The 13,287-nt window shown below is 57.0% G+C and carries 9 protein-coding genes; 7 read left to right on the top strand and 2 right to left on the bottom strand.

The features are described 5' to 3' along the window. Positions 1-92: 92 nt before the first annotated feature. Positions 93-1,676, top strand: coding sequence for an ABC transporter substrate-binding protein (locus tag NHF56_RS00515; RefSeq protein ID WP_252800594.1), 1,584 nt, complete (start codon positions 93-95; stop codon positions 1,674-1,676). 26 nt (positions 1,677-1,702) lie between these two features. Next, the gene (locus NHF56_RS00510) at positions 1,703-3,706 is read left to right on the top strand and encodes a CocE/NonD family hydrolase (protein WP_252800592.1); all 2,004 of its coding nucleotides are present in this window, start codon (positions 1,703-1,705) and stop codon (positions 3,704-3,706) included. 45 nt (positions 3,707-3,751) lie between these two features. Here the strand turns inward: NHF56_RS00510 and NHF56_RS00505 are convergent, their stop codons facing one another. Continuing rightward, on the bottom strand, positions 3,752-4,648 hold the full coding sequence (locus NHF56_RS00505; RefSeq protein WP_252800591.1) for an alpha/beta hydrolase: 897 nt from the start codon (positions 4,646-4,648) through the stop codon (positions 3,752-3,754). Positions 4,649-5,320: 672 nt separating this feature from the next. On the opposite strand from NHF56_RS00505, the gene NHF56_RS00500 reads away from it, so the two are divergent. The 5 genes from NHF56_RS00500 to NHF56_RS00480 all read left to right on the top strand — a co-directional run bounded on the left by NHF56_RS00500 (position 5,321) and on the right by NHF56_RS00480 (position 10,645). Beyond that, positions 5,321-6,238 (top strand): ABC transporter substrate-binding protein, encoded by a 918-nt coding sequence (locus NHF56_RS00500; RefSeq protein ID WP_252800589.1) that lies wholly within the window; start codon positions 5,321-5,323, stop codon positions 6,236-6,238. A gap of 106 nt (positions 6,239-6,344) precedes the next feature. Continuing rightward, a complete protein-coding gene (locus NHF56_RS00495; RefSeq protein ID WP_252800587.1) occupies positions 6,345-7,862 on the top strand; it encodes a sugar ABC transporter ATP-binding protein in 1,518 nt (505 codons plus the stop codon). Further along, positions 7,852-8,886 (top strand): ABC transporter permease, encoded by a 1,035-nt coding sequence (locus tag NHF56_RS00490; RefSeq protein WP_252800585.1) that lies wholly within the window; start codon positions 7,852-7,854, stop codon positions 8,884-8,886. The genes NHF56_RS00495 and NHF56_RS00490 overlap by 11 nt, the downstream gene beginning before the upstream one ends. After that, positions 8,883-9,842 (top strand): galactofuranose ABC transporter, permease protein YjfF, encoded by a 960-nt coding sequence (gene yjfF, locus NHF56_RS00485; RefSeq protein WP_252800583.1) that lies wholly within the window; start codon positions 8,883-8,885, stop codon positions 9,840-9,842. Before NHF56_RS00490 ends, yjfF begins: the two co-directional genes overlap by 4 nt. 74 nt (positions 9,843-9,916) lie before the next feature. Beyond that, the gene (locus NHF56_RS00480) at positions 9,917-10,645 is read left to right on the top strand and encodes a FadR/GntR family transcriptional regulator (RefSeq protein ID WP_252800581.1); all 729 of its coding nucleotides are present in this window, start codon (positions 9,917-9,919) and stop codon (positions 10,643-10,645) included. A 44-nt stretch (positions 10,646-10,689) separates the two neighbouring features. Here NHF56_RS00480 and NHF56_RS00475 read toward each other — a convergent pair whose 3' ends face one another. Further along, positions 10,690-13,227 (bottom strand): membrane-bound PQQ-dependent dehydrogenase, glucose/quinate/shikimate family, encoded by a 2,538-nt coding sequence (locus tag NHF56_RS00475; protein ID WP_252800579.1) that lies wholly within the window; start codon positions 13,225-13,227, stop codon positions 10,690-10,692. Between the last annotated feature and the right edge of the window lie 60 nt (positions 13,228-13,287).

Below are 13,287 nucleotides of genomic sequence, written 5' to 3'. Positions count from 1 at the left end.
TAAATTAGCGTAAAGTCACGTCAGTTAGCGAAATTGCGGAACGATGTATTGATAATACCCTCGGGCCCACAACGAACCAAAAGGGGCCTCCAATGTCAGACACGATGAAGAACAGCACTCTCCTCCAGACGACTGCAATCGACCGGCGCACCTTTCTCGGCGGCGCGGCCATGGTTGGCGCATTTGGCGCCTTTGGTGGCCTTCTGCCATCGCGCGCCCAGGCTGAGGAACCAAAACGTGGCGGTACGCTGAAGCTCGGCCTCAAGGGCGGAGCCAGCACCGACATACTCGACCCGGCCACCTACAGCGCGTCCGTTCTCTTCGTCGCTGGCCGTCTGTGGGGTGACACGCTCGTCGAAAGCGATCCGAAAACCGGTGCCGCCTTGCCTTCGCTTGCCTCCTCCTGGGTGCCGTCGGCAGATGCCTCCGTCTGGACCTTCAAAATCCGCGACGACGTCAGCTTCCATGATGGTTCCAAGATGACGGTGAGTGACGTGGTTGCGACCCTGAAGCGCCATGCCGATGAAAAATCCCAGTCCGGCGCACTCGGACTCCTTGGCTCAATCGTCTCTGTCGAAGAAAAGGCGGGCGATCTGGTTGTGACCTTGACCGAAGGCAATGCCGACCTGCCGCTGATGCTGAGTGATTATCACTTGATCATTCAGCCGAAAGGCGGCGTCGACGCCCCCAACGCTGCTATCGGCACGGGCCCCTACATCATGAAGGCCTTCGAACCGGGCATCCGTGGCGTATTCGAGAAAAACCCCAATGACTGGCGCTCGGATCGCGGTTTTGTCGATGCCGTCGAAATCACCGTCATGAACGACGCGACGGCACGTGTCGCAGCGCTTTCGTCGGGACAGGTTCACTTCATCAACAACGTTGTCCCCAAAACCGTACCGCTGCTGAAGCGTGCGCCGACTGTTGAGATCCTCCGCAGCGCGGGCAAGGGATTCTATTCTTTCCTCATGCATTGTGACACGGCGCCCTTCGACAACAACGACCTGCGCCTTGCCCTGAAATATGCGATCAATCGCGAAGAACTCCTGGAAAAGGTGCTTGGCGGCTACGGCACGCTTGGCAACGACTATCCCGTCAACAGCAACTATGCACTGGCACCGGAAGGCATTGAACAGCGTGTCTACGATCCGGACAAGGCCGCCTTCCATTTCAAGAAATCAGGACTGGATCGACCGGTCCTTTTGCGCACATCTGAAGCCGCCTTCCCGGGTGCCGTCGATGCAGCTATTCTCTTCCAGGAAAGCGCAAAGAAGGCCGGGATTGAAATAGACGTGAAGCGCGAGCCGGAAGACGGCTATTGGTCCAACGTCTGGAATGTTCAGCCTTTCTGCGCCTCTTATTGGGGCGGCCGCCCGACCCAGGATTCACGCTATTCTACCTCCTATCTCTCCACCGCGCAGTGGAACGATACGCGCTTCAAGCGCGAGGATTTCGACAAGATGCTGATTCAGGCGCGCGCGGAACTGGACGAAACCAAGCGCAAGGAGCTCTATAAGGTGATGGCGCTGATGGTCCGCGATGAAGGTGGTCTGATCCTTCCCGTCTTCAACGACTACATCATGGCCTCAACAAAACAGATCAAGGGCTTTGTAGATGACATCGGAAATGACCTTTCGAACGGTTATGTCGGTAGCCGCGTCTGGTTCGACGCATAATACAAAGCGGATAGGAATAATCTCAAGTGTCTGAAAAACGCAGCTTTACCACCATTGAAAACCAGTGGATCACACTGAAAGACGGAACACGCCTGGCAGCCCGTATATGGATGCCAGATGGCGCTGAAGCTGATCCCGTGCCTGCGGTGTTCGAGTTCCTGCCTTATCGCAAGAGAGACGGAACGAGCCCGCGCGATGAATCAACCTATCCGGTCTTTGCTGAAGCACGCATTGCCGGTGTCCGCGTTGACATTCGCGGCTCAGGCGAATCCGATGGCGTGATTGATGGCGAATATACCGAACTGGAACTCGCCAATGCCTGTGAATTGATTGCCTGGATTGCAGAGCAGCCCTGGAGCAACGGATCCGTCGGCATGATGGGCATTTCCTGGGGCGGCTTCAACTGCCTGCAGGTGGCGGCGCTCCGCCCACCGGCACTCAAGGCGGTTATCTCGATTGCCTCGACCGTTGACCGGTACAACGACGACATTCACTACAAGAACGGCTGCCATCTCGCCGCCCAGCTGGGCTGGGCCTCCACAATGCTCGCCTATCAGTCGCGTTCACCGGACCCCGCCATTGTGGGTGATGCATGGCGAGCCATGTGGTTGGAACGGTTGGAAAAGGAGCCATATTTTCTTGAAGAATGGCTGTCACACCAGCGCCGTGATGCCTTCTGGAAACACGGTTCCATCTGCGAGGACTTCTCTGCCGTTGAAATTCCGGCTCTGGTGATTGCAGGCTGGGCTGACGGATATCGCAACACCCCCTTGCGGGCAGTCGAGGGCCTTGGCGAAAAGGCCAAGGCGCTGATCGGCCCCTGGGTGCACAAATATCCCCACTTTGCCTGGCCCAAGCCTAGAGCCGATTTTCTGGGCGAAGCGATCCGCTGGTGGAATCGCTGGCTGAGGGATGAGGATAATGGCGCTGAAAGCCTTCCGCAGGTGCGCGCCTATATAACCGAAGCGATCCGCCCGGCCCCGCGCCGCGATTTCGACCCCGGCCAATGGATCGCCAAGGAGACCTGGAAAACCCCCGAGACACTTGAACTTTCCGTTGCGTCTGACGGCTCGCTGGTCAAGGGCGCACCGGCCAAGGACGGCGACGCGCGCGATGTCTATCACCGCTCACCGCTCGACACCGGTACCATGTCCGGCGAATATTTTACGCTGAAGCCGGATGCAGAAATGGCCGTGGACCAGCGGGTTGATGACGCAGGCTCTCTTGTGTTCGAAACGGACGTCCTCAAAACCGGCGTCGATATTCTGGGCCGCGCATCACTGACCGTCGAGGTCGCCTGCGATGCAGACTGGGCTAACCTTTGCGCACGTCTTGTGGATGTGCATCCCGACGGCACCGCTTATCGCGTCGCCTTCGGTGTGCTCAACCTCGCCCATCGCCAGTCTTATGAGTTTCCCGAGGCCATGCCGAGAGGTGAGAAGGTTGAGATTACCTTGCTTCTCGACACCTGCGGCTATTCCTTCAAGCCGGGCCACAAGATCAGGCTTTCACTCTCCACATCCTACTGGCCGATGATCCTGCCGGCACCATTCGACCCGGGCCTCACCTTCGATACGGCAAGCCTGAGCTTCAAGCTGCCGCTCCTCGGCGAACATGAAAAGACGAATGTCGAAGAGCCCGAAAACCCGGATCCACTGCCGAAATATATCGAGCAGGCTCCTGGCGCGAGCCGGCGCCATGTCATGCGCGACCTGCAAGCCGGGGTCACGCATTACCACATCTATGACGACTCAGGCCTGTCTGAACATCCGCAAACCGGCCTTGCGACACGGCAAATCCGCGACGAAACATGGTCGATCACCACAAATGACCACCTTTCGTCAGTGGGAGAGGCGGTGTGGACCTGCGATATGTCCCGCCCCGGCTGGTTCATCCGAACCGTATGCCGCACCAAGCTCGCCTGCACTGACACCGAATGGCTGCTGACGGCGAGTGTGGCCGCATTCGAAGATGAAGAACAAATCTTCGAGCGCGTCTTCGAAAAACGCATCCCCCGGGATTTTATGTAACGTCAAACAAAGCTGTGTGAGGCGGGGATAGAGTTCCCCGTCAACTCAGCGCAAGAGACGTTTCGTGCCCTCTGTCAAAGCCCGGAAGCCCTCCTTTGCTCCCGGGCTTATATGCCGGGCGCGCAGCCAGGCATGAACCATCTGCGGCTCTTCGCGATAGGTCACATCCACACCGGCTTGCGCAAGCCGGGCAGCATAGTTGCGACCGTCATCCCGCAGCGGATCAAAATGCGCAGCAGTGATGTAGGCTGGCGGCAGCCCGGCAAGGCTTTCAGCTTTCAGAGGATGGGCGATCGGATTGTCGGAAGGCGCACCCAGAATATCGGCATAAAAGCGAACATCTGCCGTGGTGAGCCCTGGCGCCTCGGCCATTTCGATGTAGGAGCCTTTTCCAAGGTCGCCACCAAGCACCGGATAAATCAGCACCTGTCCGACAATGTACTCGAGCCTGCCATCGCCTGCCGCCCGCAGTACAAGCCCCGCGGCAAGGTTGCCGCCGGCACTGTCGCCCATGACAATGACCGGTCTTTCTTCCGAAAGCAGTGCTTTCAATACAGTGTAACAATCATCGGTTTGCGCAGGCCAGATGTGTTCAGGTGCCAGGCGGTAGTCCACCGCGACCATTTCCGCACCAACAGCCTCGGCAATCTCGGCGCAGCCTGAATGGTGGCTTTCCAGCGATCCGACAACAAAGCCACCGCCATGCAGATATAAAAGCAGCGTCTCGCTTGTTACCGATGAAGGACGGTAACGTCGGGTTTTGACCCCTGCAACACGGGAGTCCTCATAGGTCAAACCGGATGGTAGAGCTGGAGAAAAGGCCGCACAAAGCGCATCGTACCATTCGCGCTGCTGGGCAACCGATGCATCAACAGCGTCAGGAGGATAGAAGGCGTCGCAGCGGGCCTGAAAGGCAAGAATTTCTTTTTCAGACGGTTTCATGACCTCTCCATCTCATCAGGTGTCGAACGCGATGCTTACCTCCCCCTTCATTAGAGCGTCGGGCGATAATATTGATCCATTCTGTTGACCCAAACCGGTTCGTTCCACGAGGAGAAGGGTGCAGGCTATAGCCATAGCTACAGTCAAACCCTTCGACGCTGTGGCGGGCCGGTTTCGGCCAACCCTTCGGGCGGAACGAATTTCCGCCATCATCGTCGGCCTTCACCTCGACTGTACCTACGGGTACAGCCTTCGGTAAAGTCCTCGATCCTGACGGAAATTCCTTGCCGCAGAATGGCTCAATATTATCGCCCGACGCTCTAATCGCTGACCACTGTCAACACATGAAGGACTAGGCTACCTATTGGACGTTTAGCAAAGGAACTATCCACCATAAACGGCTGAACGCAGGAAGACATCGAGAGTTGTATTGCAATTTTCATATCTATTATGTCGCGACTATATTGCTCAAATATTGACCATCTTATTTTTTGTACAAATTCCGCGCATGACCAGACAAGCATATGATTTTAAATTATTTTTCGAAAAGAATACGATCTAAAAAGGTGCTGGGCCGACACTTGCTCATTTATATGATATTATTATATGGTTTTATTGCTGAGACGCCATGGAGGTGGCTGTCTCCATACATTTCAAAGGGAGGAAATCGAAATGTCATTGAAGACTATTTTGGCGGGTAGCGTATTTGCCATGGCCTCGTTTGCAGCGAGCATGGCAGGCGCGACAACGATCGGCTTTTCGCAGGTTGGATCGGAAGGGGACTGGCGTCCGGCATTTTCCAAGAACATGCAGGACACCGCCAAGGATTATGATGTTGACCTGAAATTTGCTGACGCACAGGGCAAGCAGGAAGAGCAGCTTCGTGCCGTTCGCGCCTTTATCGCTCAGGGCGTGGACGCCATCATCATTGCCCCCGTTGTCGTCACTGGCTGGGATGATGTTCTGCAGGAAGCCAAGGACGCAGATATCCCGGTTTTCCTCGTTGACCGCGATGTGGAAGTAAAAGACAAGTCGCTCTATGTGACCCGCATTTCCGCCGACTTCAACCTCGAAGGCCGTCTTGCCGGTGCATGGCTGGCTGCAGCCTCCAAGGGAACCTGCAAGATCGTAGAACTGCAGGGCACCACCGGTTCAGCGCCTGCCATCGAGCGCAAGAAGGGCTTCGAAGCCATTATCAGCCAGTTCCCGGCTATGGAAATTGTTGCCACCCAGTCCGGTGACTTCACCACCGAAGGCGGCAAGAAGGTCATGGAAGCCTTCATCAAGTCCACCAACAATCTGGACGGCATCTGCGCATCCTTCGCACACAACGACAACATGCAGCTTGGCGCAATCCAGGCCATGAAGGAAGCGGGTCTGAAGCCCGGCCAGGACGTCCTCATGGTATCGGTAGACTATGTTCCTGCCATCAAGGACGCGCTTGCCAAGGGTGAGGCCAACGCCTCTGTTGAACTGCGTTCGGCTGTCGGTGGCTTCATCTATCCGGTGGTTCTCGACTACCTGAAGAACCCCCACGAGCTGGACAAGTGGATCGTTATTCCGTCTGACCTGCACACGGCGAAAGACTAAGCCTCAAGACGTAAAGCTTTGAAAGCCGACACCCGGTCGTGATGGACCGGGTGTCGGATATCGGAGGCTGTGCTCAACTTGAACGCAGCGAGGCAGGAGCTGATCCATGAATATGAATGCCAGCACCCCGCGAGTGGAAATGCGGGGTATTTGCAAGGCTTTTCCGGGTGTCCTGGCACTCGACAATGTCAACCTGACGCTTATGCCGGGTGAAGTGCATGCTCTGCTCGGCGAAAACGGCGCCGGCAAGTCCACGCTGATCAAGATCCTCACCGGCGCATCCACCAAGGACAGCGGTGAAATCCTGCTGGAGGGAAAGCCGCTCAGTTTCCAGACAACCGGCGAGGCGCAGGCGCTCGGCATTTCAACGGTCTACCAGGAAGTGAACCTGATCCCGGCAATGTCCGTGACCAAAAACCTGACCCTTGAAAAGACCGTTGGTCGTTTCGGCATGATCTCGTGGCGCAAGGCGCGCGAGATGGCACGTGAAAAGCTCCGCCGCCTGAAGCTCGATATTGATATTGAACAGGCGGTGGGCTCCTATTCGGTGGCCGTTCAGCAACTCGTTGCCATTGCCCGCGCGCTTGATGATGATACGCGCGTTCTCGTTCTCGACGAACCGACCGCCAGCCTGGACGCGCAGGAAACGGCTGCACTGTTCGACATCATCCGCGATCTGAAGTCGCGCGGCATTGCCGTTGTCTTCATTACCCACTTTCTCGATCAGGTCTATGAAATCTCAGATCGCATCTCTGTTTTGCGCAATGGAAATCTGGTGGGCACGGGTCTGGCAAAGGATATTACCCGCAACGAGCTGATCTCCATGATGATTGGCCGTGAACTGGGTGAGGTTGAGGCGACTTTTGCCGCCAAGAGCAACGCCACGAAAGGCGAGCCAGTGCTGGTTGCCGAGGGCCTGGGGCGCAAGCGCACGCTCAAACCCTTCAACCTGACCCTTCGCGCCGGTGAAGCCGTTGGTCTTTCAGGTCTTTTGGGTTCTGGGCGCACGGAACTGACCAAAATTCTCTTCGGCGCCATCCGCCACGACAGCGGAACGCTTTCGGTTGGCGGAAAAAGCGTGGGGCGCAGCTCGCCCCGTTACTCGATCAATTCCGGTATCGCCTTCTGCCCGGAAGACCGCAAGGCAGAGGGCCTGGTGGGCGAACTTTCCATTCGTGAAAATATCGTCATGTCGATGCAGGCAAAACGCGGCTGGCTATCGCGTGTGCCGCGTCGCGACCAGGAACGGCTCGCCGAGGAAATGATCAAGGCGCTGGCCATTGCCACACCCAATGCTGATAAACCCGTTGGCCAGCTTTCCGGTGGCAATCAGCAGAAGGTTGTGCTGGCGCGTGCGCTGGCCTCTCAGCCATCCATTCTCCTTCTGGATGAGCCGACACGCGGCATCGATGTCGGCGCGCATGCCGAGATCATCACCCTCATTCGAGAGCTTTGCCAAAAGGGTCTGGCGTTGCTTGTCGCCTCCTCAGAGCTTGATGAGATCATAGCATCCTCCGACCGGGTGGCCGTTCTCCGAGACCGCGAAAAAATCGGCGAAATCGAAGGCGCAGACATCAATCGCGAAAAAATAATCCAAATGATTGCGGGGGACGATGGTCACTGAACGCAAAAATATTGATGAGACGTGGCTGAACCGACTGAAAGGCAGCCGAGCCATCTGGCCATTGCTAGCACTGGCCGTGATCCTGATCGTGGACGGGTTCATCTCGCCGAACTTTTACGACATCCGCATCGTCGAAGGCCGTCTGTTCGGCAACCTGATCGATATTCTCTACCGTGCCACACCGACCGCAATCGTGGCACTCGGCATGGCCGTGGTGATTGGAACCAAGGGCATCGACCTGTCGGTCGGCTCCACCATTGCCATTGCGGGCGCAATCATCGCCTGGCGCATTCATGCCGGCGATTCCCATTTTGCCATCTTGTTGATGGCGCTGGGTGCGGGTATCGCCTGCGGCGTGTGGAACGGTTTTCTCGTGGCCGGCCTCGGAATACAGCCCATTATCGCAACACTGATCCTGATGGTTTCCGGGCGCGGCATCGGCATGCTCATCAATCTCTTCTACGGAGGCACGGACCCGAGCTTTGAAAGTGCACTCCTGCAGGGCCTTTCCACCGGCCATATCTGGTTGATCCCCACACGCATCATCGTCGGCCTCGCAATCTTTGCCGCGCTCTGGCTGGTGCTGCGCAAAACCGCTTTGGGCCTCTTCATCGAAGCCGTGGGGGGCAATGCAGCGGCCTCCAGCCTGGCGGGCGTCAACGCGCGGATCATCATCTTTGTGGCCTATATTGTCTGCGGATTGCTGGCAGCATGTGCCGGCGTCATTCTCACCGCAGACACGCACACATCCGACCCGGTCTCCGTCGCACTCTACATCGAGCTGGACGCCATCCTGGCGGTTGTGATCGGGGGCGGTTCGCTGGCCGGCGGACGGATATATCTCGGCATGACCGTCATCGGGGCGCTGGTTATCCAGGCGCTGACCACATCGATCCTGATCTCCGGTCTGCCGCCTGAATACAATTTGATCATCAAGGCGTTGGTTGTTGTTTTCGTTCTGCTTCTGCAGTCGAAGAACGTGCGCGCCTTGTTCAGCAAAAAGGCAGCGAGGCCGTCTCCATGAACAGCAAATACCTACCGCTGGCAGCAACCATTGCCGTTTTTCTCGCCCTTTTCCTCATCGGCGGCTCGCTGTATCGCAACTTCCTGTCGACACTCGTGCTCGGCAATATTCTGGCGGATAACTCCTTCATCATCATTGCCGCCATTGGCGCGACCTTCGTGATTCTCTCCGGCGGCATTGATCTCTCCATCGGTTCCATGATCGGTTTTGTCGGCGTCTGCATGGCCGTTCTCGACAGTCTCGGCTGGCACCCGATGGCCACCGCCGCCCTCATGATTGTGTTTGGTATCCTCTTCGGCGCCCTGCAGGGCCTGATTATCGACTTCTGCGAAATTCAGCCCTTTATCGTGACACTGGCCGGCCTCTTCCTGTTGCGCGGCGCGTGCTTCATGGTGACGCTCGATTCGGTTCCGATCCACCATGAATTTGTCGATGTCTATAACTCCATGAAAATACACCTGCCCGGACGCGGCTGGTTGCGCAGTTCAGCCATCGTGATGCTGATAAGCCTCTTCCTGGGGATCATCATCGCGCATTTCACCCGTTTCGGCACCAATGTCTACGCAATCGGCGGCGACAAGGAATCGGCTCGACTGATGGGTGTGAACATTCGCAAGACCACGGTGATGATCTATGCGCTGGGCGGCTTCTATTCCGCGCTCGCAGGCGTTGTTTACGCGCTTTACACATCGTCGGGCTACCCGTTGGCTGGCTCCACGCTCGAGCTTTCCGCCATTGCAGCGGTCGTGCTCGGCGGCACGCTTCTGACCGGCGGTGTCGGCATGGTGGCCGGAACACTCTTCGGCGGCATGATCCTCGGCCTCATTTCCACGCTCATTATCTTCAATGGCTCGTTGAACAGTGCCTGGATCATGATCTCCAGCGGGATACTCTTGTTTGCATTTATTGTGCTACACCGCTTTCTGGTCAGCTCTTTTAATGTAAAGGGGACATGATAAGGAGTAGGAAAGGTAAAGCGCTCGTGACACTCAAGCGTAAATTCAAATTGCATAAGCATACAGGGAATCCGATGTTTACTCGCTCCGCGCTCGCTGCCATGGGCAACAGCTCTGCCAATTCCAGTGTCGTGAACATGATCGGCCAGGCCATTGTCGGCGGCGTTTACGAACCGGGCAGCCTGTTGCCGGGTGAAGTGGAAATGCGCGAACGCTATTCCGTCTCCCGCACGGCGCTACGCGAGGCCTATAGCAAACTGACCGCCAAGGGTCTGTTGACAGCCCGCCCCAAGGTAGGAACGAGCGTGCGTTCACGCATGCAGTGGAACATGCTCGACCCGGAAGTGCTGAGCTGGCACCTGCAAACCCTGCCGGCGCGCGACATTGCCGTTGACCTCTACGCGCTGCGGCGCATGATCGAACCGGGCGCAGCGGAACTGGCTGCAAAGCTGCACACCTCTGAAGATATGCAGCGCATAGACGATGCGCATAAGGACATGAGCCTGAACGCGTCCAATGAGCATGACCTCGTTGAGGCCGATTTCAGGTTCCACATGGCCATTCTCAGCGCCACGAAAAACCCCTTTATTAACGCCTTCAGCGCGCTCATTCACGCGGCGATGATCAGTTCATTCGAAATCAGCTGGCGCGGCGCTGAAGTGATCAAGGAACAGCGTCTGAACCAGCATGGTGCTGTCGCCGACGCAATCAGATCACGCGACAGTGCACTTGCCAAACAACGTATGCAGGAACTGCTGGACGATTCCATCAACGACGTGCATGAGGCGCTTGCCAAAGCCTGAAGTGGGAGCCGCAAAGGCTTCTGCGACTCCCTGAAATGCTTCAGCTATCCATTGTCGAGCGCGTAGGCGATTATGGAATCGCCCGCTTTGGTTCCTGTGGAACCATGGCCACCAGCCACGACAACCAGATATTGGCGTCCATCCGAACCGAGATAGGTGGAAGGAGTGGCCTGACCGCCCGCTGGAAGACGTCGCCGCCAGATTTCTTCGCCCGTCTTCAAATCATATCCACGCACATAATAGTCGAGGGTTGCTGACAGGAAGGCCACGCCGCCCTTGGTGATGATGGGGCCGCCGATGCCGGGGACACCCATTTCGAAAGGCAGCGGAACCGGGGCCAGATCACGCACCGTGCCGTTGACATGTTTGTAGATGACCTTGCCGGTGGTCAGGTCAGCCGCAGCGATATAGCCCCACGGCGGTGCCTGGCATGGAAGACCGACAGGCGAGAGGAAGGCACCCATCTTGGCAGCGTAGGGCGCGCCGAAATTCTCGTTCAGCGGCGGCTGGCCGTCTTTCGTCACCACTCTGCTGTCGCCATTCGGACGCTCGATCAGCTTGGAGGTAAAGGCCAGATAAACCGGCATGCCGAACATCACCTGCCTTTCGGGATCGACGGCCACCGCACCCCAATTGAAGGCTCCGAAATTACCAGGATAGACAATTGTGCCTTTCAAGCTTGGAGGTGTATAGCGGCCCTCGTAACGCAACTCGCGAAATTCGATCCGGCACGCCAGCTGGTCGAGAAAGGTTGCGCCCCACATGTCCTTTTCTCTCAAAGGCTCAGGCTTGAAGGAAAGCGCAGAAACCGGCTGTGTCGGCGCGGCCGTGTCGCCCTCTGCGGCACCCTGGGGCGCAGGTTCCTCGGTCACCGGCAAGATCGGCTCGCCTGTCCTGCGGTCGAGCACGAACACCTCGCCCTGCTTGGTGGGCTGAACAAGCGCGGGGACCGGGCCATCGGGCATATTCAGCGTCACCAGGCTCGGTTGTGCTGGAACATCCATATCCCAAAGATCGTGGTGAACCGTCTGATAAACCCAGCGTTCTTCGCCCGTATCTGCATCCAGCGCCAAGACCGAAGAGGATATCCTTTCCACTTCGGGGCTGCGATTGCCGCCAAACTGGTCAGGCGACTGGTTGCCCATCGGCACGTAAATGAGATTGAGCTCCGGATCATAGGACGAGACGCTCCAGGTATTCGGTGCATTTTCGGAATAGGTCTCTCCAGATCCAACCGGCTCCGTGCTGTCTGGTTTCTTGGAGTCGAAATTCCAAACGAGCTCGCCAGTGTTGACATCAAAAGCCCGGATCACGCCTGACGGAGATGTGGTTGAAACATTGTCATTCACCGTTCCGCCCACAATGACCAAACTCGGCGTCACGACAGGCGGCGAGGTGGAATAATAGGAGCCCGGCGTGACATTCGGCATATTGGCCCAAAGATCAATTGTTCCGTCTTCGCCGCCAAAACCGGGGCAAATTTCGCCCGTCTCTGCACTGATGGTAATCAGACGCCCGTCGGAGGTGGGAACGAAGAGCCGCCTGATGCACTCTGGTGTCGGCACCGCAGTCGGATCACCGATATCATTCGAAACTTGGGGATTGGGGTCGCCCGGCTTGGCGGTTCCCGCAACAATATTCTGCGTCACCCCGGCTGCCTCCGTGGTCACGTCGCTCTGGCTTTCGGAGAGTTTTGCCTGTTCGTTTTCCCCGCTTGTTGCGGAGCTCGAAAGGCCGCCACTTTGCGGATATTTGCTGGCATCATAATAGCTGACGCCGCGGCAGGTCATATGCTGCGTTGTTTCATAGGGCGGCTTTTTGATCTCGGGATCGAAACGCCATTTTTCCTTTCCCGTCACCGGATCAAGCGCAATCACCACGGAAAAGGGTGTGCAGACATACATCGTGTCATTCACGACGAGCGGTGTGACTTCATAGGTGGTTTCGACCGGATCATCATCGCTGCGCTCCTGACCGGTTTCATAGGTCCAGGCGACTTTGAGATTTTCGATATTGTCAGGCGTAATCTGATTGAGCGGCGAATAGCGCCTGCCATAGGGCGTGCGGCCATAGGACTGCCATTCCCCATCTGGAACACCAGCCGTTTCGAAACCGCCGGCATTCGCATCCATGCGCGCCTCATCAATTGCGCCTCTCTTATCATGCGGCGTGAGACCCATCGAATAAAGACCGACGGCTATGGAGGCAATCACCACGATACCGCAGGCGGACGCGACGGGCAAATAACGCGCCGGCGAACTGCTGGAACCATTCAGGCTTTTCACCACTGGTGGCAACAGAAGCAAAACCCCGATTGCGATGAGAACGGCACCCCTTGCAGCCAGCGGCCACCAGTCGAAGCCGACTTCCCAGAGCGACCAGATCAGCGTCAACGCCAGCGTAAGCCCATAAATATGAAGCGCCCAGCGAGAACGCATCCATAGAAAAGCCGCGGTCAAAACGAGTCCCGCGGCAAGTACAACATAAAAGAGCGAACCACCGATGGCGGCAAGCCAAACGCCGCCGGCACCGGTTACGACGCCCAGCAGCAATAAAATGACCGACATGATCATTCTGAACATGTTTGTCTCCCATTAAGATTGATTTTAAGCAGCTGAAATGTTCGCCACCCACACCTTGCG

The organism is Rhizobium sp. L1K21 (assembly GCF_024055895.1).
Lineage (GTDB): Bacteria > Pseudomonadota > Alphaproteobacteria > Rhizobiales > Rhizobiaceae > Ensifer_A.
The sequence above is the reverse complement of the archived record's forward strand: the minus strand, read 5'-3'. Positions and strand labels throughout refer to the sequence as shown.